The organism is Paraburkholderia sp. (genome assembly GCF_026225065.1).
Classification (GTDB): Bacteria; Pseudomonadota; Gammaproteobacteria; order Burkholderiales; family Burkholderiaceae; genus Paraburkholderia.
Window position 1 is genome coordinate 1 of sequence record NZ_JAMFSB010000138.1, and the last position, 22,923, is coordinate 22,923.

Annotated in this window: 19 protein-coding genes and 1 tRNA gene; 10 read left to right on the top strand and 10 right to left on the bottom strand. The window is 61.7% G+C overall.

Annotated features, from left to right (window positions below; all coding sequences use genetic code 11):
- Window positions 1-742: AsmA family protein (locus M0954_RS10610; RefSeq protein ID WP_297353087.1), on the top strand; the 742-nt coding region annotated here is incomplete at its 5' end.
- A 114-nt stretch (window positions 743-856) separates the two neighbouring features.
- Here the strand turns inward: M0954_RS10610 and M0954_RS10615 are convergent.
- Window positions 857-1,357, bottom strand: a complete 501-nt coding sequence (locus tag M0954_RS10615; protein ID WP_074264787.1) for a hypothetical protein — start codon at window positions 1,355-1,357, stop codon at window positions 857-859.
- 390 nt (window positions 1,358-1,747) lie between these two features.
- Here M0954_RS10615 and M0954_RS10620 point away from each other — a divergent pair, with 390 nt between their 5' ends.
- The 3 genes from M0954_RS10620 to M0954_RS10630 all read left to right on the top strand — a co-directional run bounded on the left by M0954_RS10620 (window position 1,748) and on the right by M0954_RS10630 (window position 6,039).
- Entirely contained in the window at window positions 1,748-3,358 is a 1,611-nt protein-coding gene (locus tag M0954_RS10620; protein ID WP_297353089.1) for an ATP-binding protein, read from the top strand.
- 146 nt (window positions 3,359-3,504) lie between these two features.
- On the top strand, window positions 3,505-3,984 hold the full coding sequence (locus M0954_RS10625) for a response regulator (RefSeq protein WP_122154632.1): 480 nt from the start codon (window positions 3,505-3,507) through the stop codon (window positions 3,982-3,984).
- A gap of 66 nt (window positions 3,985-4,050) precedes the next feature.
- On the top strand, window positions 4,051-6,039 hold the full coding sequence (locus tag M0954_RS10630; protein WP_297353091.1) for a response regulator: 1,989 nt from the start codon (window positions 4,051-4,053) through the stop codon (window positions 6,037-6,039).
- 63 nt (window positions 6,040-6,102) lie between these two features.
- Here M0954_RS10630 and mscL read toward each other — a convergent pair whose 3' ends face one another.
- The 4 genes from mscL to mfd all read right to left on the bottom strand — a co-directional run bounded on the left by mscL (window position 6,103) and on the right by mfd (window position 12,687).
- Window positions 6,103-6,561: a large conductance mechanosensitive channel protein MscL gene (gene mscL, locus M0954_RS10635; RefSeq protein ID WP_122154634.1), complete on the bottom strand. Its 459-nt coding sequence runs from the start codon at window positions 6,559-6,561 to the stop codon at window positions 6,103-6,105.
- A gap of 91 nt (window positions 6,562-6,652) precedes the next feature.
- Window positions 6,653-7,675, bottom strand: coding sequence for a threonine/serine dehydratase (locus M0954_RS10640; RefSeq protein WP_123384119.1), 1,023 nt, complete (start codon window positions 7,673-7,675; stop codon window positions 6,653-6,655).
- A gap of 143 nt (window positions 7,676-7,818) precedes the next feature.
- Complete coding sequence (gene argE, locus M0954_RS10645) at window positions 7,819-9,069, bottom strand: acetylornithine deacetylase (RefSeq protein ID WP_122154636.1); 1,251 nt, start codon at window positions 9,067-9,069, stop codon at window positions 7,819-7,821.
- 138 nt (window positions 9,070-9,207) lie between these two features.
- The gene (mfd, locus tag M0954_RS10650) at window positions 9,208-12,687 is read right to left on the bottom strand and encodes a transcription-repair coupling factor (protein WP_122154637.1); all 3,480 of its coding nucleotides are present in this window, start codon (window positions 12,685-12,687) and stop codon (window positions 9,208-9,210) included.
- Between the two features lie 120 nt (window positions 12,688-12,807).
- Between mfd and ispD the strand changes: the two genes are divergently transcribed.
- Together ispD and ispF are read left to right on the top strand one after the other, a co-directional pair.
- Window positions 12,808-13,518 (top strand): 2-C-methyl-D-erythritol 4-phosphate cytidylyltransferase, encoded by a 711-nt coding sequence (ispD, locus tag M0954_RS10655; protein ID WP_122155674.1) that lies wholly within the window; start codon window positions 12,808-12,810, stop codon window positions 13,516-13,518.
- Window positions 13,519-13,551: 33 nt separating this feature from the next.
- Window positions 13,552-14,031 carry a 2-C-methyl-D-erythritol 2,4-cyclodiphosphate synthase gene (gene ispF, locus M0954_RS10660; RefSeq protein ID WP_122154638.1) on the top strand — a complete coding sequence of 160 codons (480 nt, stop codon included), beginning with the start codon at window positions 13,552-13,554 and terminating at the stop codon, window positions 14,029-14,031.
- Between the two features lie 240 nt (window positions 14,032-14,271).
- Here the strand turns inward: ispF and M0954_RS10665 are convergent, their stop codons facing one another.
- The 4 genes from M0954_RS10665 to ompR form a co-directional block, all read right to left on the bottom strand.
- Window positions 14,272-14,796, bottom strand: coding sequence for a carboxymuconolactone decarboxylase family protein (locus tag M0954_RS10665; protein ID WP_123384117.1), 525 nt, complete (start codon window positions 14,794-14,796; stop codon window positions 14,272-14,274).
- A gap of 76 nt (window positions 14,797-14,872) precedes the next feature.
- Window positions 14,873-15,421: a peroxiredoxin gene (locus M0954_RS10670; protein ID WP_074298591.1), complete on the bottom strand. Its 549-nt coding sequence runs from the start codon at window positions 15,419-15,421 to the stop codon at window positions 14,873-14,875.
- A 315-nt stretch (window positions 15,422-15,736) separates the two neighbouring features.
- Complete coding sequence (locus M0954_RS10675; RefSeq protein WP_297353093.1) at window positions 15,737-17,086, bottom strand: ATP-binding protein; 1,350 nt, start codon at window positions 17,084-17,086, stop codon at window positions 15,737-15,739.
- Between the two features lie 44 nt (window positions 17,087-17,130).
- The gene (gene ompR, locus M0954_RS10680) at window positions 17,131-17,856 is read right to left on the bottom strand and encodes a two-component system response regulator OmpR (RefSeq protein ID WP_122155675.1); all 726 of its coding nucleotides are present in this window, start codon (window positions 17,854-17,856) and stop codon (window positions 17,131-17,133) included.
- A gap of 236 nt (window positions 17,857-18,092) precedes the next feature.
- On the opposite strand from ompR, the gene M0954_RS10685 reads away from it, so the two are divergent.
- From M0954_RS10685 to M0954_RS10695, 3 genes are all read left to right on the top strand, one after another.
- Entirely contained in the window at window positions 18,093-18,425 is a 333-nt protein-coding gene (locus M0954_RS10685) for a hypothetical protein (protein WP_122154641.1), read from the top strand.
- Window positions 18,426-18,638: 213 nt separating this feature from the next.
- Entirely contained in the window at window positions 18,639-20,258 is a 1,620-nt protein-coding gene (locus M0954_RS10690) for a DUF1800 domain-containing protein (protein WP_297353095.1), read from the top strand.
- A gap of 90 nt (window positions 20,259-20,348) precedes the next feature.
- Window positions 20,349-21,584, top strand: coding sequence for a DUF1501 domain-containing protein (locus M0954_RS10695; protein WP_297353097.1), 1,236 nt, complete (start codon window positions 20,349-20,351; stop codon window positions 21,582-21,584).
- 115 nt (window positions 21,585-21,699) lie between these two features.
- Here M0954_RS10695 and M0954_RS10700 read toward each other — a convergent pair whose 3' ends face one another.
- Window positions 21,700-22,545 (bottom strand): squalene/phytoene synthase family protein, encoded by an 846-nt coding sequence (locus M0954_RS10700; RefSeq protein WP_297353099.1) that lies wholly within the window; start codon window positions 22,543-22,545, stop codon window positions 21,700-21,702.
- Window positions 22,546-22,776: 231 nt separating this feature from the next.
- On the opposite strand from M0954_RS10700, the gene M0954_RS10705 reads away from it, so the two are divergent.
- Window positions 22,777-22,863: transfer RNA gene (locus M0954_RS10705), tRNA-Leu, on the top strand.
- Window positions 22,864-22,923 lie beyond the last annotated feature (60 nt).

Genomic DNA, 22,923 nt, shown 5'->3' on the forward strand with positions numbered 1-22,923 from the left:
CTTCAAGACGATGCAAAGCGCACTTGGTGAAGTGAACGGCGATGCTGCACTTTCCGCAACCGGCAATTCGCCGGCCGCGCTCGCCGGAACGGCGAATGGCGAAGTGAAAGCGCTAGTCACCGACGGCACAGTGAGTCGCTTGCTGATGGAGGCTGCTGGCCTGAACGTGGCCAACGTGGTCTACGAAAAGCTGTTCGGCACGGCGGACGTGAAGATCAACTGCGCCGCCGCGGACTTCGTGGCGACCGACGGCGTGCTCAATCCGCGAGTCTTCGCGCTGGATACAGACGACGCCGTGATCGATATCGACGGCAACATCAATATGCGCGACGAGACCATGGACCTGGGCGTGCATCCGCATACGAAGGGCTTCCGGGTGTTTTCGCTGCGCTCGCCGCTTTACGTCAAAGGCACCTTCAAGGATCCACACGTCGGCGTGAATGCGACGGCATTGGCGTTGCGCGGTGGCGCAATGGTCGGCCTCGGCCTGATCAACCCATTTGCCGCGCTGATCCCGCTGATTGCGCCGAGCAATAACAAGCCGCTGCCCTGCAATCAGTTGCTGGCGGCCGAGCGCGCGCAACCTACTGCGCCAGCGCCGGGACAGAAGGAAAAGGCGCACGCGCCGTTATCACTGGACGGGAATGCATCGGCTCCGGCTGCGGCGAGCAGCGCGAGTAAGGGTACCAGGCCAGCGGCCGTGCCACCGGCGAATGGCGGTGCCTTATACAAAGGGAGCTAGGTAGGAGACAGCCCTGCAAGAGGGGCAGCGCAAGGCAGCAGGAAGGCAGGCGCGCTCGTCACAGCATGGGAGCGCCGCTCACCACCGCATAGCAGAAACAGAATCAGAAGAAAGTCAACGCAACGAGCGCGGCGTTGCATCGCCGGCGGCATCCTGACGCCGCACACCGCGACGTGGACCCCCTACCGCGGCACGGGTGGCGCCGAACTCCGGCAGAATCCGGCCGCGGGCGCGGCTGGCGAATACAAGGAATCCGAAGCCGTCCGCTTCGTACCAGTAGCCGCCGTTTTCCAGCCCATCGAGCGGCTGTTCCAGGGCATTGGCGATTGATTCGATACAACGCCGGCGCAGTTCGGCGGGCGCCGGATAGGGCGGCTGTGCGCCGCGCACGCTGCATAGGAGGACGTCGAGACCTGGCAGCACATGGGCGTATAGCACTGGCTCGTCTTGCGCGCGAGCCCGCGCAATCTTGGTGTCGAGCTGGCCGAACGGTTTGAAGTGCCGTAGCACGGCGAGGAACGACTCATCGCCGTCCACCTTCGCGCGCCGACGCTTTTTCGGGAAGGACATAAAAATTCGCCTGAAAAAGAATTGCAAGAAACGCAGCGTCCTCATGCGACCACTCCCGGCTTCGCGCCGCCGCACGTCGATCTTTTATAGCATACGAAAATGCCAGATTCACGGTGATTCGACGATCAGTCTGCCTCACACCCATCCGCACGAATCGTGCCGAATCGCCTTGCCGCGCGCTTTCGCATCCCCAGCACCAGTCTCCAACTTCTGTCTCAATGATAGACGCAGGTGCCCTGTAAGGGAGAGCCTCGCCATTAAAAAAACACATTTTTATGTTGTCCAGCGCTTCCAGGGCAGCAGATTGAAATATCTCCGGTTCGCGTCGATAATGGCCCGGTTCCGCTACGGCGGTTCGGCGGTCTGCGCCGCTTGGGGGCAAAGCGCAGCCCGCCGCCTGGACCGTGCGGCGTCCGGACAGACTACCAGGCGCACATGAAACTATTTACCAAGGGTCTTCTGCTGATCGCGATGCCGAGCGTCGTCGAGCTGGCATTGCTCGGCGTTGTCTTCGAGACGCAACAGCGGGCGGCGCAGGCCGCGCTGTGGGTCGCCAATAGCAAGCAGATCCTGTATCAGTCGTCTTCGCTCATCGACCCGCTGCTGCGCCAGGCCGCGCGTATTCGCACGGGTATGGTGGTGGGCGACCCCACGTTTATCGACCGTCATGTGGCATGGGTCGACCTGGGTGACCGGCTGACCCATCTTGAACAACTGGTCGGCGACACACCTCAGCAGGCCACGCGCGTGCAGCAGATGCGTGCCACCGTCGACACTTACCGGGCACAGGCCGAGACCATTGCCAAGGGGCTGCGTGAGGGGCGCAGCATGACGGCGTTTGCGGCGCTCGAAGCCGGTGAGGTGCCGGCCCAGGTGGCGCTGTTTCGCGACCAGCTCGATACTTTCGTGGCCGAAGAGTCGCGGCTCGATGCCCAACGCAGCGCCTCGCTTGCCCAGACCAAGGCCCGCCAGCAATACGCGCTGATCGCGGCCGTACTTGGCTCCATGTTGATCTGGGGTTTCACCGCGCTGGCATTTGCGCGCAGTATCGGACGCCGTCTCGAGGTGCTGAGCGGGAACGCCGAACGCCTGGGCCATGGCCGGCCATTGAGTGTGCCTCTCTCAGGCAACGACGAAATTGCCGCGCTCGACGTCGTGCTGCACCAGACCGGCGCACGACTGCGCGAGGCCGAGCAGTCCCAGGCCATCCTGAAGGCGAAGCTCGAGGCGCGTGCCAAGGAACTGGCAGGCGTGAACGAGGAGTTGCGCCAGGAAACCCAGGACAACGAGATGTTCATCTACAGCGTCTCGCACGACTTGCGCTCACCGCTCGTGAACCTGCAGGGATTCTCGAAGGAACTGCAGGTTTCCTGTGACGAACTGCGCGCCACGATCGACGCGGCGCAATTGCCGCAAGCCGAAGAGCGGCGCCTCACCGATGTCCTCGACGGCGATGTGCAAGAGTCGCTGCAATTTTTGCGGACCGCGGTGACGCGGGCCGCCGCGATCATCGAGGCGTTGCTGAGGATCTCGCGGGCTGGCCGCCTCGAATACCAGTGGCAACGCGTGAGTATCGGGCGAGTGGTGGCGCACGTGGTCGACGGGTTAGCCGGCACGATCGAAGCGCGCGGCGTTTCCGTCACGGTGCGCGAGTTGCCGCCCGCGTGGGGTGACCCAGGTGCGATCGAGCAGATCTTCAGCAATCTGATCGGCAATGCGCTTAACTTTCTCGATCCGGACCGCATGGGCCGCATCGAGGTGGGGGCGTGCGAGCCGGAGCCGGTGGACGAGCGCGAGCCGCCCGCCCTGCGCACGCGGACTTATTATGTGCGCGACAATGGGCTCGGTATTCCGGCGGCTTATATGTCGAAAGTGTTTCGTGCCTTCCAGCGGCTGCACGGCGAAGTGGCGAAAGGCGACGGCATTGGGCTCGCGCTAGTGCGGCGTATGGCCGAGCGGCACGGCGGGCGCGTCTGGGTGGAATCGGCAGAGGGCGCGGGGTCGACGTTTTTCGTCGTGCTGCCCGAGCAGCCGGCCCGTCTGTAATGCGGGCGGTAAGTCGCAGCAAGTCTCGCAGCAGGGCGGTTCTCGCGTGCAGCGCTCGGGCCAACCCGGCGGAACCGCTTAAATTGAAAAGTATGAAACACTAATAAACTGGTCACGCACCGGCGATTCGCAGGCACGGAGGCAGGATGAAACATGGGGAAGCGGTCAGCATCGTCCTGATCGAAGACGACGACGGCCACGCCACGCTCGTGGAGCGCAATTTGCGCCGGGCCGGTATTTCGAACGGTTTTCTGCGGTTTTCCGATGGGCAGCAGGCGCTCGACTATTTTTTCGGCGATCCGCCGGGCGGGGACATAGCCGGCAAATATCCGCCGCGCCAGGATCTGACGAACTTTGTCGTGCTGCTCGATCTGAAGATGCCGCGGGTGGACGGTTTCGAGGTGCTGCGCCGTCTGAAGGACTCTCCGTCCACGGCTGCGGTGCCGGTGATCGTCCTGACCACCACCGACGATCCGCGCGAAATCGAACGCTGCTATGAACTCGGTTGCAATGTGTACATCACGAAGCCGGTCGAATATGACGCATTCATCGAGGCGGTACGCCGGCTCGGCTTTTTCCTGCAGGTGGTGAAGCTGCCGCCGGGCCAGCGTTTAATGGCATCCTGAGGGACTTATCGTTACGGTACAGGCCTCAAATCCGCCAGCGTAAATCTAGCCAAAGAAAGAACCAGCATGACCGAAGACGTATCCTTGCCGCCCGCGGATTATGTGCTTGTCGTCGATGACGACGAAGGCATCTTGCGTCTCGCGCGCAAGTCGCTGCAGCGGGCCGGCTGCCGTGTGGCGCTCTGTTCCGACGTCGAAAGTGCCCGTGAGCGGATCGCGGCAGGCGAGCCGGATCTGCTCGTGCTCGACTACCAGCTCAACGGTCCGGAGACCGGCCTCGACTTTTTCCGCCGTTTGCGCGCCGAAGGCGTGCGCAGTCCCGCCATCCTCGTCACCGGGTTCACAGACGAATCGCGCGTAATCGAGGCGTTGCGCGCCGGCGTCTCGGACGTGGTGCCGAAGTCAGGCGACTACCTCGACTATCTGCCCGAAGCCGTGGAGCGGGCGCTCTCGCAGGTTCGACTGCACCGGGCTTCGGCTGAAGCGGTGCTGCTGCGCGACCGCGAGCAGCATTACCGCACCTTGTCGGAGGCGCTGCCGCACCTCGTGCTGACCTGCGACGCCAATGGCGATTGCGACTTTCTGTCGAAGCAGTGGTTCGAATACACAGGTCTTGGCGAGAGCGATTCGCACGGCCTCGCGTGGCTCGAAGCCGTTCACGCCGATGACCGCGAGGAAATCCGCCAGAGCTGGCTGAAAGCGGTCAGAAGCGGGGCCGAGGACTATCGCCATGAACTGCGCATCTGCCGTCATGACGGAGCATACCGCTGGTTCGACGCGCGCATCGTCGCGATGCGCGACTCCGATGGCGTGGTCACCAAGTGGTTTGGCAGTTGCACGGACATTCATTCGCAGCGCGAAGCGATCGAGGAGCATGAACGGCTGCTCGCTTCCGAGCAGGCTGCGCGACATGCCGCCGAAGAAGCCAATCGCGCGAAAGACCGCTTTCTGGCAATGCTTTCGCATGAGTTGCGCACGCCGCTCACGCCGGTGCTGGCGGGGTCGCGAGTGCTTGAAATGATACCGGACCTGCCTGAGCAGGCGCGTTCGTGTGTGCTGATGATCCGCCGCAACGTCGAACTCGAAGCGCGCCTCATCGACGATCTGCTCGATCTCACGCGGGTGGCAAATGGCAAGCTGCGTCTCTCGCTGGAGACTGTGAACGTACATGAAGTGATCGACAGCGTGCTTGAACTGTTTCGCAGCGAGATTCAGGTCAAGCAGCAGGACGTGCATGTCGACAAGGCCGCGCAGCACCACTATGTGCTCGCTGACCGCGCACGGTTGCAGCAGATGCTCTGGAACCTGATCCGCAACGCCGCCAAATTCACACCGGACGGTGGACATATCTACGTGCGCACGCGCGACGAACGGATGCACGTGCAGATCTCGATCGAGGATACCGGGATCGGCATCGAACCCGAGCAGATCGGTAAGCTCTTCAACGCGTTCGAACAGGGCAACCAGAACATGACCCGCCAGTTTGGCGGTCTGGGATTAGGTCTCGCTATCACCAAGGCGCTGACCGACGTGCACGGCGGCACGGTCACGGCTCAGAGTCCGGGTGCGCACTGCGGCGCGACCTTCACGATCACCTTGCCGACGGCTGCAAAGCCTGTTGAAGAAGCGGTCGCTCAGGCGCCAGCCGCAGCGTACCCGGGCGGCGTCATGACGATCCTGCTGATCGAGGATCACGTCGACACGGCTGAGGTGATGGCACAACTGATTCGCGGCGTCGGTCACGAGGTGACCGTGGTGGGTCGCGTCGCCGACGCGCTGGCGGCTACACAGTCGGTGACGTTCGATCTGATTGTGAGCGACGTAGGATTGCCAGACGGCACCGGTCTCGATTTCATCAAGGCGTTTCGCGAACATTCGGACGCGCCGGCGATCGCCTTGACAGGCTTCGGCACCGACGAGGATGTACGTCGCTGCCTGGGTGCGGGTTTCACGTCGCATCTGACCAAGCCGGTCAATTTCGGTCAGCTCGAACAGTTGATTGAGAGCGCGGCGAACGTGAAGGCCGAAAAAGCCGCAGCCTCCGATTCCACGTAGTGCGAAGTTTCGGCGAATGATCGCACGTGACTTCGCACTGTCCAGCGCTTATCTACGCCCGGCCTATGCTTGAGGCAAGCGCGGTGCGTCTTTCAGCGAATCGCGGATTTCACGCAGCAGCAGCACGTCTTCCGGCGTCGGAGCGGGCGCCGGCGCGTCAGCAGGGGCCGGTTTGCGCAGGTTGTTGATGAACTTCACCATCAGGAAAATGATAAAGGCCAGGATGATGAAGTTGATCAGCACCGTGATGAACGAGCCGTAACCGAATACGGCCACACCGGCCGTTTGCAGGTCTTTGTACGACTCAGGACTGCCCTTGAAGCTCGCCGGGATATCGCCCAGGCGGACGAACTTGTTGGAAAAATCGAGACCGCCGGTGGCGAGGCCGACGATCGGCATGATCAGGTCTTTGACAATTGAATTAACAATGGTGGAAAACGCGCCGCCGATAATCACACCGACGGCAAGATCCATCACGTTGCCCTTGAGGGCAAATTCCTTGAACTCCTTGACCATGCTCATTGGGATTTCCTCCGTGAAGTCGATGGCGCCATGATAGCCAACGTGAGGAGGATAGGGTAGTGCTTTTGAGGATGCGTTTCCGCTACGGAAACTATGACTCAAGCGCGTGTGCCCGCTCGATGTGCGCTGCAAAACTGACCGTATCGATGTTTGCCCCACACAGCAGCACCCCGACGCGTTTGCCCTGCAACGTCTCGCGCAGCGGGCCGAGCAGGGCCGCCGTAGCCGCAGCGCAAGCGGGTTCGACGGCGAGCTTGAGTTGCGTGAACAGCGCCAGCATGGCCGAGCGCAACTGGTTGTCTGTGACAGTGACGAGTCGGTCGATATGGCGTCTGCACAATTCGTAGCTGTATTGCTCGGTATGCGGCGCCATCAGCGAATCCGCAATGCTGTACATGTGGCCCATCTTGACCGTATGGTTGGCCGCGAAGCTCTTGCTCATGGCATCGGAACCGTCCGGTTCGACCCCGAACACATGGATGCGTGGATTGGCCAGCCGCAATGCCGTTGAGACGCCTGCCGCGAGGCCGCCGCCGCCGATCGGCACGATCACCGCGTCCAGATCCGGCGTTTGCGTGGCCCATTCGTAGCCGAGCGTTGAGGTACCAAGCACGGTGCGATAGCCGTTGAAGGGATGCACGAAGTAGCGGCCTTCCTCGGCTTCGACGCGGCGCACGATCTCGAAGGCTTCGGCGCCGTTCTCGGCCAGTACCATTTCTGCGCCGAACTGCCTGCATAATGCGACGCGCGCCGGGTTGGCCGAACGAAACAGCACGACCTTCGCGCTGATACCGAGGCGCATCGCGGCATACGCGACCGCGACTGCATGATTGCCGCCCGATACGCACGTGACTCCGGCACTGCGTTGCGCTTCGTCGAGCGCAAGCAGGTGGGTGAACGCACCGCGTGTCTTGAAGCTGCCGCCCGCCTGCAACAGTTCGAACTTGAAGTTCACCACCGTGCCTTCCAGCGACGGGAAATCGAGCTTGTCGAACACCGGCGTGCGCGCGACCCACGGCGTCAACGCAAAATGCTGCGAGGCGATGTCGTCGAGTGTAGGGATCGGCTCGCCGTCGATCGTATGGTCGGTGTGCTGGGGCGTGGCGGTGGACATGGCGTGGGGTGAAGTCGTCCGTTCTTTCTCTTTGGAGTCGCGCGGTCTGCTTCAGTTCAAGTCAGTTCAATCGGTGTGTTCGATCGGGCGCATGGGTGTGCGGAGATTGCGATGCTCCCAATGCGCCCGATATTTCAACGCTCTTAATGCGAAAGAGCCTCCACCGACATGCTGTGAATGAACTTCGCGAGGAAGCGCTCGCAATCCACGAGCTGCTCCAGCGCCACGAACTCGTTGGCCTTGTGCGCCTGCTGGATATCGCCGGGGCCGCATACGATGGCCGGGATGCCCGCCAGCGAGAACAGTCCCGCCTCGGTGCCGTAAGCGACCTTGCGTTTGTCCTGATCCCCAGTCAACGCGCGCACCAGTTCAGTGATCGCTGCCTGCTCCGATGAGTCGAGGCCAGGCGCGGCGGCGATCTTCGAGATCTCGATGGCAGCGGACGGATGTTCGCGCAACATCTTCGGCAACAGCGTTTCGCGTGCGTACTGATCGATGCGCGAGAAAATCGACTGTGGGTCGAGCGTGGGCAGATTGCGGAATTCGAACTGAAAGCGGCATTCGGCCGGCACGGTATTGATGGCGTTGCCGCCTACGATGGTGCTGGTCTGCGCGGTGCTGAAGGGCACGTCGAACAGTTCGTCGAACGGGCCTTGCTCGCGAAACTGATCGGCCATGTCGCGGATGTAGCAGATCAGCCGTGCAGCGTATTCGATCGCGTTCAGTCCCTTCGGCGTCAGCGATGAATGCGCTGCCTGGCCGCGCACGCAGCACTGGTACGTGTTGATGCCTTTGTGCGCGATGACCGGACGCATGCTGGTCGGCTCGCCGACGATGCAGCCGTCCGGCTTGATGCCGCGTTTCATCAGCTCTGCGATCATCAACGGCGCGCCGATGCAGCCGACTTCCTCGTCGAACGAGAGCGCGAAGTGAATCGGCTTGGCGAGCTTCGTGCGTTGCATCTCGGGCACGAGCGTGAGCGCGGCACCGATGAAGCCTTTCATGTCGCAGGTGCCGCGACCGTAGAGTTTGTCGCCGCGCACTTCCGGTTTGAACGGATCGCTGTCCCATTGTTGACCGTCGACCGGCACCACGTCCGTGTGACCCGACAGCACGATGCCGCCATTGGTCTCGCCATCATGCGCGGGGATCGTGGCGAACAGATTGGCCCATTTGCCGCTGGGGTCGTGCGTGAGTGTGCTTTCGACGCCGGCCGCGCGCAATTCGTCGCGCACGGTTTCGATCAGGCCCAGATTCGGATTGCGGCTGACCGTATCCATTGATACGAGGCGCGTGATCCAGGGAAGCGAAGCAGGGGAAGCGGATGACGAGGCGGCGGGTGCGGAAGATGCGGCTGTGTGCGCGGAACGCGCTGATTCAGCGACGTGGGACATGACGAAGCTCCGACTTTTAAGTCTTTCGATCATACCCAAAAAACGCGGCCCCGGCTCGCGGTTTAACAGGCTGCGGCGCGTCTTGCGCGCCGCAGCATCGGGGGCGTATGGGTGCTGTCTGGCCCTTTGCAGTTGGCTTCAGCGTACCGCCGCGGTGGCCGTGCTTCGTATCGGCGAGCCCAGCGCACGCAGCGTTTCTTTCACGGTTGCAACACGTATCGCCAGATCGGGGGTGCGCGTTTCGATGCGCAGTTTGTCCTGACCAGCGAGCTTGATGTGCTTGTGTTTCTGCACCATTTCGATGATCCGCATCGCGTCGATCGGTGGATTTGGGATGAATTGCAGACCGATAACCGATTCTCCCGCATCGATTTTCGATATCCCCAGCGGTTTCGCGGCGAGCCGCAAGCGATGCGTTTCCACCAGCGCATGCGCTTGAGGTGGCAACTTGCCGAACCGGTCGATCAACTCCTCCTGGATGCCATCGATCGCGTCGTTATGTTCGCAATTTGCGAGGCGCTTGTAGAGCGACAGGCGTTCCTGCACGTCGCCGCAGTAATCGGCAGGCAGAATCGCCGGCGCGTGCAGATTGATCTCGGTGGTGGCCGCGAGCGGTGCAGTGAGATCGGGCTCCCTGCCTTCCTTAAGGGCCTTCACGGCGTCGTTCAGCATGTCGGTGTAAAGCTGGAAACCGATCTCCTGAATCTCGCCCGATTGCTTGTCGCCGAGCACTTCGCCCGTGCCGCGAATTTCGAGGTCGTGCATGGCCAGATAGAAGCCCGAGCCGAGTTCTTCCATCTGCTGGATGGCTTCGAGACGACGCTGCGCCTGTTTGGTGAGCCCTTGCGGATCGTGCACCAGCAGATACGAATACGCCTGGTGATGCGAGCGTCCTACGCGGCCGCGCAACTGGTGCAACTGCGCGAGGCCGAATTTGTCGGAGCGGTGAATCAGGATCGTGTTGGCGCTCGGCACGTCGATGCCGGTTTCGATAATCGTCGTACACAGCAGCACGTTGGCGCGCTGGGCGACGAAATCGCGCATTACGCGTTCGAGTTCGCGCTCGTGCATCTGACCGTGCGCGACAGCGATGCGTGCTTCCGGCACTAGTGCTTCGAGCATCTGCCGGCGGTTCTCGATGGTTTCGACTTCGTTGTGCAGGAAATAGACCTGGCCGCCGCGCTTCAGCTCGCGCAGCATCGCCTCGCGGATCACGCCATCTTCTTCACGGCGCACGAAGGTCTTGATGGCGAGACGCTTTTGCGGCGCTGTCGCGATCACGGAGAAGTCGCGCAGACCTTCGAGGGCCATGCCGAGCGTGCGAGGAATCGGGGTGGCCGTGAGTGTCAGCACGTCGACTTCGGCGCGCAGCGCTTTCAAAGCCTCTTTCTGACGCACGCCGAAGCGATGCTCCTCGTCGATGATCACCAGACCCAGGCGCTTGAACTGCACATCCGAGGACAGCAGCTTGTGCGTGCCAATGACGATATCGACGGTCCCCTCGTTGATCTGCTGGATCGAGGCGTTGACTTCCTTGGTCGACTTGAAGCGCGACAGCTCGGCGATGCGCACCGGCCAGTCGGAGAAGCGGTCCGAGAAGGTTTGCGTGTGCTGCTCGGCGAGCAGGGTGGTCGGCGAGAGCAGCGCGACCTGCTTGCCACCCATCACGGCGATGAAGGCCGCGCGCAGCGCGACTTCGGTCTTGCCGAAACCGACGTCGCCGCAGACGAGACGATCCATCGGCTTGCCGCTCGTCATATCGCCGATCACGGCGGCAATCGCGGCGGCCTGGTCGGGCGTTTCCTCGAAGCCGAAGCTTTCCGCAAATTTCACGTAGTCGCGCGGCTCGAGCGAGAACGCATGGCCTTCGCGCGCCGCACGGCGCGCGTACAGGTTGAGCAGTTCGGCGGCGGTATCGCGAATCTGCTGGGCAGCGCGGCGCTTGGCCTTTTCCCACTGACCGGAGCCGAGCGAGTGAAGCGGGGCGCTTTCCGGATCGGCGCCGCTATAGCGCGAAATTACGTGCAACTGCGCGACCGGCACATAGAGTTTGCTTTCGCCAGCGTATTCGAGGTGCAGGAACTCGGTTTCACCTTCGCCGAGATCCATCGTCACCAGACCCATATAGCGTCCGATACCGTGCTGCGAATGCACGACCGGGTCGCCCACCTTCAGCTCGGACAGGTCGCGCACCATCGAATCGACGTTGCTCGCCTGTTCCTGGCGGCGCCGTCCCGAGCGGCGCACGAGCGGGCCGTACAGCTCGGTTTCCGTGATGACAGCGATGCCGTCGGCCGGCACCGCAAAGCCGATGGAAAGCGGTGCAACGCCAAGCGAGAAGCGTTCGTCGCTGATCAACCAGTCGTTGAAGCTATCGCTCGACGAGGGTCGCAGATGATTGTCAGCCAGCAGTTGCAGCAGCGTCTCGCGCCGGCCCGCCGATTCCGCGGCAAACAGCACGCGGTTCTGGGTCGTCTCGAGATAGCCGCGCAATGCCGCGACCGGATCGTCTGCATGGCGATCGATCGCGAGATCCGGTAGCGGCGTCGACCAGCCACCGCCGGCATTGACGGGCAGCACAAGACGCGCGAACGGCTTGGCGAACGTGAAGAAGTCCGCGTCCGACAGGAACAGGCGCTGCGGCTCGAGAATCGGCCGGTCGCGGTCGTGCGAGAGGAAGCTGTGACGCTGCCTGGTGTCGTTGGTGAAACGCTTGATGGCTGCTTCCAGATCGCCGACGAACGCGAGTTGCGCGCCCTCGGGCAGATAGTGGAACAGCGTGGCGGTCTCTTCGAAGAAGAGCGGCAGGTAGTATTCGATGCCCGCGGACGGCACCCCGTTGCCGATATCCTTATAGATCGACGCGCGGCTCGGGTCGCCCTCGAACACTTCGCGCCAGCGGCTGCGAAAGGCGGTGCGGGCGGCTTCGTCGAAGGGGAATTCGCGGCCTGGCAACAGGCGCACGTCCTTCACGGGATAGAGGCTGCGCTGCGTGTCGGGGTCGAACGCGCGGATCGAGTCGACCTGATCATCGAACAGATCGATCCGGTAAGGCAGCGGCGAGCCCATCGGATACAGGTCGAGCAGCGAACCGCGTACGCAATACTCGCCGGGGCGTACAACCTGGCTGACGTGTTCATAGCCTGCCAGCGTCAACTGGGCCTTCAGCTTCGCCTCATCAAGACGCTCGCCTTGCGAGAACGAGAACGTGTAGCCCGCCATGAACGAGGCGGGCGGCATACGGTACAGGGCCGTGGTAGCGGGCACCAGCAGGATGTCGCAGCGGCCTTCGCCGAGGTCATGGAGCGTGGCGAGGCGCTCGGAGACGAGATCCTGGTGCGGCGAGAAGGTATCGTAAGGCAGCGTTTCCCAGTCTGGCAGAAGGCGCACACGCGCCTCGGGGGCGAAGAAAGCGATTTCTTGCGTGAGGCGCTGGGCGTCGACGGCGCTCGCGCAGACGACGGCGAGCAGCGGCACCTGTTCGCGATAGGCGAGGTGATAGCGGGCGATCAGCAGGGCATCGGACGAGCCGTGCGTACCGTCGAAGGCGAAACGCTGCCCGGCCTTGACGAGCGCGACGGGCGTGGAGTACTGCGATGATGCGGCGATGTCTGGCATAGAGGAGAAGGCGGCCGTTGGGTCACACGTGAGCGGCAAGTTTACGCGTGTCATGGCGTGGATGCGAAGGACCTATTATAAAATCCGTCCTTTACTTTGACTTTCGCGGCGTCCGCACCAGTGACTTCACGTCTTTTTGCTCTGATTCCGTGCGCAGGCACCGGCAGCCGGTCCGGCGCCGCGATGCCCAAACAATATCGCACTGTAGCCGGTCGCGACCTGTTGCATTACTCATTGGCGGCGTTCGACGCCTGCAGCGAGTTCGCGCAAACGCTCGTGGTTATCGCCCCCGAGGACCAACATTTCGACGCCCGCCGCTTTTCCGGCCTGCGTTTCGCGGTACGGCGCTGCGGTGGGGCGTCACGCCAGGCTTCGGTCCTGAATGGCCTGCACGCGCTGGCCGAGTTCGGCGCACGCGACGACGACTGGGTGCTGGTGCACGACGCGGCACGCCCGGGCATCACGGCTTTCCTGATCCGCACGCTGGTTAGCGCGCTCAAGGACGACGCGGTGGGCGGGATCATGGCGTTGCCCGTGGCGGATACGCTCAAGCGCATCGCGCCGGATAGCGGCGGACGAATTGCCCGCACCGAGTCGCGCGACGGCTTGTGGCAGGCGCAGACACCGCAGATGTTCCGCGTGGGGATGTTGCGCGAGGCGATCTTGCGGGCGCAGCAGGACGGACATGATCTGACGGACGAGGCGAGCGCGATTGAGTGGCTGGGCCACGCACCGCTATTGGTGCAGGGCAGTTTGCGCAATTTCAAGGTTACGTATCCGGAAGATTTCGATCTGGCCGAGGCGATTTTGAGCCGGCCAGCGGCTTCCTGAAGAGTTTCATCGTTGATAACCGGACTTCGAGCTATGGATTTCAGAATTGGACAAGGGTATGACGTGCACGCACTCGTACCGGGGCGGCCGCTCATTATTGGCGGCGTGACGGTGCCTTATGACCGGGGGTTGCTAGGGCATTCGGATGCGGATGTGTTGTTGCATGCTATTACGGATGCTTTGTTTGGCGCTGCCGCTTTGGGGGATATTGGGCGGCATTTTTCTGATACGGATGCGAAGTTTGCTGGGGCGGATTCTCGTGTTTTGTTGCGGGAATGCGCTGCGCGGATTGCTCAGGCTGGGTTCTCTATTGGGAATGTGGACAGTACTGTCATTGCTCAGGCGCCTAAGCTTGCGCCTCATATCGAAGCTATGCGGGTTAATATTGCTGAGGATTTGAAGCTGGCGCTTGATCGGGTTAATGTCAAGGCTAAGACTAATGAGAAGCTTGGGTATCTTGGAAGGGCTGAGGGGATTGAGGCTCAGGCGGTGGTTTTGTTAATCAAGGTTTGACGGGGGTTTTTTGCCTGTTCGGCGCTTTGTTGGTCTTATTGCGGTGTTGGCCTTTCCTTGATTTCATATTGGTCTATTAGCTTCGCCCCGCACAGGGGCATCGCTAATAGACCGATAACAATGCAAGGAAAGGCCAACACCGTAGTAACGCGGAAAGCGCCGCGCAGGCAAATAAAAGCATGCGTAAACGCCACACATTAAAACCACCGCGCGGCGTCCCACAGAAAGTGAAAAACCTGATTACTTCCCTTCAGCCACAATAACCTGCGAAGCAGCATTAACAACAGCAGCAATACGCCCCACATCCCGCAATTGAGTAGAACTCATCCCTTCAGCGACAAGCGTATCAAAATGCGATTTAACACAAAAATGGCATTTGCCAATAATAGAAGCCGCCAGCGCATACATCTCAAACCGCCGCTTATCCACGCCACCATGCGAAGCATAAGCATTCATCCGTAAACCAGCCGGCTGCGATTTCAGATCCGCATTATCAGTCATCTCCACATACGGATACCAGACGTTATTCATCCCCATCAACGCAGCAGCCGTCAGCGCGCCATTGACCTCTTCGGGAGACAACACACCCGCATTGCGAATTGCATCCACCAGCACCGCACTCTTCGCCGCAAACGCCGCAGCCAGCGCCACGCCCACGGCATCTGTGCCCTCCAGCGACGACCGCGCAATCGTGCCGTCCAGGTTCAAACGAATGTCTTTAGCGTAGTCAGGAACAAGTGCTTTAATCGCAGACAAGAATTCCATTGATATCTCCTATCAGGTTGCCGATAAAAAAGCCCGCCGGCTTTTTCAAGCTTAGCGGGCTTTCGACTTGCAAGGCTTACAGCGTTGCGCCGCCAACCGCACGGTTGCACGGGCACAGTTCGTCCGTTTGCAGACCGTCCAGAATACGCAGCACTTCTTCCGGGTTACGGCCAACGTTCAGGTTGTTCACCGAAACGTGCTGGATCGTGTTGTCCGGGTCGACGACGAACGTTGCGCGCAGTGCCACGCCTGCTTCCTTGTCGCGCACGCCCAGTTGGTCGATCAGTTCGCCCTTGACGTCGCCGAACGCATAGTGGTTCAGCTTGCTCAGGTCCTTGTGCTCACGGCGCCATGCCAGCTTCACGAATTCGTTATCCACGCTGCCGCCCAGCAGGACAGCATCGCGTTCCGCGAAGTCGTTGGCCAGCTTGCCGAATTCGACGATTTCCGTCGGGCACACAAAAGTGAAGTCCTTCGGGTAGAAGTAGATGATCTTCCACTTGCCCGGGAACGACTGTTCGGTGATTTCTTCGAACGCCGACACGCCGTTTTCTTCATGGTTGTTGAAGCCCGGCTTGGCTGCGGTGACGGTGAAAGCTTCCAGTTTGTCGCCAACGGTTTTCATGCGGAAATACTCCTGTGAAGGGTTGCCAATGAGTTGGAAAAAACGGCCTGTTCAGGCTACCTGCTCGCTGTAACGAATACGTTACACAGACTTAATTATAACTCTATTGATGCATCGCAGCAATAGTTTTTAACTAACAAAGCGGATAGTTTTTCTTCACTACGTCGATAGTCTGTCTGAATGTCACTGTTTCCGCAGACTATACGGTGTGGCTATTGCGCGGGAGGGTAACGCGCTCATGCACTGCAGCATCCGCCGCAGTGGCGCCGCTAAAACGCTGGCGGAGCGAGGAGGGACACTGGATCGTCCCGATCCTCATGCGCCCTTGGCGAGCGGAAACTCGATCGTGACTTCGAGTCCCGGCCCAGGGCTGCGGTTGCGCAGTCGCAGGCCGCCGCGGTAGCGGCCGACGAGCCGCTGCACGATGGCCATGCCGAGTCCCGTGCCGTTGGCCTGGGTCCGCTCGGTATCGACCCGGTAAAACGGCCGGGTGACGAGTGTCAGCTGGTCCTCCGGAATGCCCGGTCCTTCGTCGACCACGGAAAGCTCGACGCGCGAGTGCGAGACGCGTGTCTCGAGGATCACATGCGGGATTCCATCGGCCTCGCTCAGGCCATACTTGCGGGCGTTCTCGAGCAGGTTGCCGATCACGCGCCGCATGTCGGTTTCGTCAGCCTCGATCACCGCCGATGGCGCCAGCCGCGTGATCAGCCGCATGCCGTCTTCCGACGCAATTCGCGCCGCCAGTTCTCCTGCGATCACGGAAAGGTCGACAGGTTCCGGGACTCTTTGCACCGGTCGCGCGTAATCGAGGAATCGGCCGATGATCATGTCCATCTGCTCGATGTCGTCGACCATCGCGTCCTTGGTGGTCTGATCCGACGGGCTCATTTCCGTTTCGAGCCGCAGCCGGGCGAGCGGGGTGCGCAGATCGTGCGAGATGCCGGCGAGCATCAGCGCGCGGTCGGCTTCGAGCTGCTCGAGATCCTGCACCATCTGGTTGAAGCTTCGGTTGGTCTCGGCGGCCACGCCCATGCCGCGCTCAGGCAGCGCCTCGGGCGATTGCCCCGAGCCCACCTTGCGCGCCGCCATGGCGAGACGTGCAAATGGCCGGTTCACCAGACTCGTGATAAAGGCCGCGCCGAATAGCGACAGCGCAAGCGCAAACACGCCCCATCCAGCCCATTGCAAGCCGGTCGCGTTATCGAGCTGATCGCGGTCGAGCGCGACCCAATAGTCGTCGTCGTCGATCTTGAAGCTGATCCAGACGCCTGGGATGTCGTTGACCGATTGGGCAATCACGGTGTCGTCGCCGAGCCGCCCACGGATGTCGTGTTCGATCAGCCGGTTCAACGACTCGTCCGGTTGCAGCTTGTACTTGTCGGAGGTTTCGCGCGGATACACGCGCACCCCTTCATTGCTTTCCAGATCTTGCAGCAGTGCGCGCCGCAGGTCGGGATCGGAATAGAGGAGTGCGGTGCGTGTGAGCTTCACGATCGCGACGAGCTGCAACGCCACGCGCTGCGCGCGCGGCTCGCGTTCGATCACCCGGAAGCTCTGGAACCAGGCGGCGAGACTGACTGCGATCAGTAATGCAATCAGCAGAAAGGTCCGCCAGAAAAGGCCACCGAACGCGAGCGTCAGGAGGCGCCGGTCGATCCGCATGGGCCCTTCTTATCTGAAAACAAAAACGGAAAGCGCGAACAAACTCAGGCTGCGCCGTCGGGAATGAACACGTAGCCAAGACCCCAGACGGTCTGGATAAAGCGCGGGCTGCCCGGATCCGGTTCGATCAGCTTGCGCAGACGCGAGATCTGCACGTCGAGGCTGCGGTCGAACACTTCGTATTCACGACCACGCGCCAGTTCCATCAACTTTTCGCGCGACAGCGGCTGGCGCGGATGACGGGCAAAGACCTTTAGCACGGAGAACTCGCCGGTGGTCAGCGGGATTTCCTGACCGGCTTTGGTCAGCGTGCGGGTAGCGAGGTTGAGTGCGAACTCGCCGAACTCGAAGACCTCGGTGGTCTCGGACGGCGCGCCCGGCAGTTCCGAGGGTGTCTGCCGGCGTAGCACCGCATGGATGCGCGCCACCAGTTCACGCGGGTTGAACGGCTTCGGCAGATAGTCGTCAGCGCCCATTTCGAGCCCGACGATACGGTCGACGTCTTCACCTTTGGCCGTGAGCATGATGATCGGCGTGCGATCGTTGCTGCCGCGCAGGCGACGGCAGATCGACAGGCCGTCTTCACCAGGCAGCATCAGGTCGAGCACCAGCAGGTCGAAACGCTCACGCACCCAAAGCTTGTTCATTGACGGCGCATTTTCGGCGACGTAGACGTTGAAGCCCTGTTCGCCAAGGTAGCGGCGTAGAAGATCGCGCAGACGCGGATCGTCATCGACGACGAGGATTTTCGAAGGGTTTTTGGTTTCCATGGTCGGCATCTTAGCGCGATTACAAAGTGGCGCGAGTTTGCATCAATTCGCGGGTTACAGTCAGTTACAAAATTTACCCGCACTGTGGCATGACGTAAAGCGGTGACGCGTAGACTGCTTTACTGAATGCGGCTGTTCGGTGGATACTTCACTCGACTAAAATTCGCACCCGGCATTTTTCCGGGGTTTGTATACGCATTTAGGATAGCCGGTTGCCGCACCACGAAGGGAACAAGATGAAGGGAGGGGTTTGGCCGAATGTGCGCCTACGCGTGATTGCGCTGGCTGTGGCCGGCACACTCGCGGGCACATTAGGCCCTACGCTCGCCCATGCCCAGTCCACCGACGAACGGGCATCGAACCCACACGCGCCACGCTTCCGCCCCTTCAAACTGTCGCACCAGTCGCATACTCCCGAACCGGATCACCAAGCTTCAGACGCCATGATGCGTGCTGCAGTTCCCCCCGATCTGGATCAGCGTCGCCGCGACGGCCACATGACGCCTGAAGAGCGGCGTCTGCTACGCCAACACATTGAAGACGCCGTTCGCGAGTTGTACAAACGCTAGGGCGCTACGCCCAACGTCCATCGTCAAGTACCGCCCGGTGCGACGCGCAGCGTGTCGCGATGCGCGTGAAAAATTTCGTTTCACTTCCCCCGTCAACTTTCCCGCCCGATCTGCCGTTGATTGGCCAGAGGGGATGATCGTGTGAGTCACGTATGACTCGCATGCCATGCGGGCGTCTTCTCGACACCGCTACCGGACCACGGACGACTGACAATGAACAAGCTGCGAAGGCTCACTGGCGACAGGTCGAACTCCGTGCTTACGTTGTTCTTTGCCGCTGCTGCGCTCGCAGCGCTCATGGGCGCGCACGTGGCCGACGCCGAGAACGGCACCGCGCCCGCCTCAACTTCAACGCATGGTCTGCGCGGCAAACACCACGCACCGGTGGTGACCGAGGATGACGCGGCCGAGGGTTTGCTTGACGCTGATGATGCGCGCTTTTTCCTGACACGGGTGGGATTTGCGCCGGATAACGCCGAGGTCGCCCAATACGTGGGGCTGACGCGTGAGCAGGCGGTCGACAGGGTATTGGCCACGGCGCGCACCGAATCCTTCACGCCGATGCCCGCGTGGGTCCAGGAGCCGATCCCGACTCGCGACGAGCGCAAGGCCTGGACGCAGGATCAGCGGCAGGCCGAGGGTCGCACGCGCGGCCAGCGTTACGAAGAGTTGCGCGCATGGTGGGTACGCGAGATGTTGACCACGCCTTCGCCGCTGACCGAGCGCATGACGCTCTTCTGGCACAACCATTTCACGTCGGGCCAGGACAAGGTCGGCTATCCGCAACAAATGGCGCAACAGGACATGCTGCTCAGGCGCGATGCGCTGGGAAATTTCGGCGAGATGCTGCACGACGTCGCGAAAGATCCGGCCATGCTGCAGTACCTTGACGGCGCTGGTAGCCGCAAGGGCAAGCCTAACGAAAACTTCGCCCGCGAAGTGATGGAACTGTTCACGCTGGGCGAGGGCCACTATACGCAGCAGGACGTGTCGGAAGCCGCGCGCGCCTACACAGGATGGAGCCTCGATCCGGATACCCAGGCATACGTATGGCGCGCCAATCTGCACGACGATGGTGTCAAAACGGTACTCGGCCAGAGCGGGCCGTTCGACGGCGATCAGGTGCTCGACATTTTGCTGGCGCGTCCTGAGACCGCCACCTTCGTCACGACAAAGTTGTGGCGCGAGTTCGTCTCCGACACACCGGACCCGGCGCAGATCGCACCGATTGCCGAGCGCTTTCGCGCCAGTCACTACGACATAAAAATCGCATTACGCGGACTCTTCCTCAGCGATGCGTTTTGGGACGAGCGCAATCGCGGCGTGCTGGTGAAGTCGCCCGCTGAGTTTGTGGTGGGGGCGCTGCGCGAATTCGATATCAGCTACGACAACACGGCACCGTTCGCCGGACAGATTCGCAATCTGGGTGAGAACCTGTTCTATCCGCCCAACGTCAAGGGCTGGCCGGGCGGCACGACGTGGATCAACAGTTCGACGCTGCTCGCACGCAAGCAGTTCGTCGAGCAAATCTTCCGCGCTACCGAAACCGCCGCGCCGCATCGTCCGCAAAACGGTGTGATGAGCCAGGACCCTAAGGCGGCGATGGTGCAGCGCGCGATGGCGCGGGTGGGTCAGGGGGGAGTACGCTTTGATATCGACACGTGGCTCGCCCAGTTCAATACGGCTCCGACGGCAAAAGCGGGCCTCTCTGCTGACTTGCAATTGCAGCACGCGGTGTTGCCGATTGCTCCGGTCGACGCGATCGAAACCGATTCGACCGCCAGCGCTTATCTGGAAGCGCTGTTGATGGATCCGGCATACCAGTTGAAGTAGATGAGCCTGGTTGAACCGAAGAACTGAAGAATCGAAGCGGCGCGGATCGGGCGGCGCACTCCACGTAGCCACAAACGAACGAGGTGCAGCATGAGACGGCGCGATTTTCTTTCGATGACCACAGCGGCAAGCGCAGCCCTTTGGTTGCCGCGGGCGTTCGGTGCGCAGGCAGCGAGCCAGGCGGATGCAATGGCGGCAACGACGCTCGCGCGCGGCGGTTACGGCAATCTGCTGATTCTCGTGGAGTTGAAGGGCGGCAACGATGGACTGAACACAGTCATCCCTTACGAGGATCCTGCTTACTATCAGTTACGCAAGAACATCGGCATCAAGCGCGAGCAGGTCATCCAGCTCGACGAGCGCACCGCCTTGCATCCCTCTTTGCAGCCGCTGATGCCGCTATGGCAGAGCCAGCAACTGGCCATCGTGCAGGGCGTCAGCTACGCGCAACCGAATCTCTCGCACTTCCGCTCTATCGAGATATGGGACACTGCCTCGCGCTCGGATCAGTATCTGCGCGAAGGCTGGTTGACACGTGCGTTCGCACAGCACGCAGTGCCGCCGAGTTTTGTCGCGGACGGCGTGGTGATCGGCAGTGCGGAGATGGGGCCGCTCGCCAACGGCGCGCGGGCCATTGCACTGGTGAACCCGGCGCAGTTCATCAAGGCTTCGCGGCTTGCGACGCCGGTGTCGCTTCATGAGCGCAATCCCGAGCTGGCGCATATTCTCGACGTCGAGAACGATATCGTGAAGGCCGCTGACCGGCTGCGTCCACGTGAAGGTCAATTCCCGCTCAAGACTACTTTTCCGCAGGGCGCGTTTGGGACTTCGATCAAGACTGCGATGCAAGTGCTGGCTGCTGGAGACACCCCGCAGGGCAAGCCGCTGAACGGGCAGGGCGTGGCGGTGATCCGGCTCACGCTCAACGGCTTCGACACGCATCAGAACCAGCCCGGCCAGCAGGCCGCGTTGCTCAAGCAACTCGCAGAGGGATTCGCGTCGATGAGGTCGGCGCTGGTCGAGTTGGGACGTTGGGACAACACGCTGGTCGTGACCTACGCGGAGTTCGGCCGCCGGCCGCGCGAGAATCAGAGCAATGGGACCGATCACGGCACGGTGGCGCCGCATTTCGTGATGGGTGGGCGGGTGCGCGGCGGCTTGTACGGCGCGCCGCCGGTGCTGACGCAACTGGATGGTAGTGGCAACTTGCCAGTGGGGGTCGACTTCAGGCAGATCTATGCGACCGTGCTTGGGCCGTGGTGGGGGCTTGATGCTACGGCGGTGTTGCAGCAGCGCTTTGAGCCGTTGCCATTGCTGCGTGCGTGAGACTTTGCGCCGGGCGCGGGTTGCCGGTTGCCGGTTGCTGACTGATGCGGTGATGCGGTGACGCGGTGATGCAGTGTTACGGTGTTGCTGGTGTTGCACGGCTGTGCACGCCGGTTCAGCGTTGGCGCGCGCCGCGCCACGCGACCCACAGCTTGCGGATCGGCGTGAGCGCGATGCTTTGATGCAGCACGTGGTAGCCGTCGCGTTCGATCTCATCGAGCAATGCCAGCGCGAGAGCGGCCTGCGCCCGCAGGGTGCGTTGCGTGCGCCGCTCTTCTGCAGGTATGGCGGCGAGGGCGGCGTTCAGTGCCTCGCGGGCGCGCTTCGTCTGAAAGCGGATCAGCTCGGTGAACGCGTCACTGTATTTGCGATTGATCACGTCGGCGGCGGTGACGTTGAAGCGCTGCATTTCGTCGACCGGAATATAGATGCGCCCGTGTCGCGCGTCGTTACCGAGTTCGGCGACCAGTTGCGCCAGCAACATCGCCTCGCCTAGTGGTGCGGCCCACGCGGCGGCCTGCGCAGGGTTCCGCGCGGTGGCGCGTGCGGTCAGCGTGGCAAACGTGCCGCCGACACCCTGCAGATAGCGGCGCAGATTCGGATAGTCGAGGTAACGGGCCTGATCGAGGTCCATTTCGAAGCCGGCCAGCAGCGTTCGCAGCGCCGGATACTCGGCCTCCATGGCTTTCGCGCCGCCACCCAGATGAGCGGTGAGCGCCTTCGAGACCGGATGCGAGGGCGCGCCTGCCGCCAATGCCGCGATTTCCTTTTGCCACCACGCGAGCTTGGTGCGGCCGATGGCCGGATCGCTGGTTTCCTTGACGGTCTCCTCAAACTCACGGCGCAACGCGAACAGGGCGGTCAGGAGCGGCCGGCGTCCTGCGGGCGCCTCGCGCAACGCGTAGTAGCTGCTCGAGCCGGGGGGCACCGCTTTCTGCTGGCAATATTCGTCGAAATTCACTTGAATGGAGTGTGAGGCTGAAGCGCGGTGGGGGCACGGCATACGTGCCGTACGAACATTAGCCAAAAATTGTAGCATCGACATACGTCGGGCAAATGCAGACAAGCGCAAATCAATCGGTTAGAATCTCGCGCTTACGCTTTCGGACGTACGTCAAACCGGCTCTTGCCGGCGAGGCACGGCTGCTGGCAAGCCAGATATCGGGCGCGGCGCGCATGCGCTTGACCCGGCGCGAGGATGGCGAAATTGGTAGACGCACCAGGTTTAGGTCCTGACGCCAGCAATGGTGTAGGGGTTCGAGTCCCCTTCCTCGCACCACGTATTTTAAAAAGCCCCGCCAGTCGATGACTGGCGGGGCTTTTTACTTACTGGTTGCAC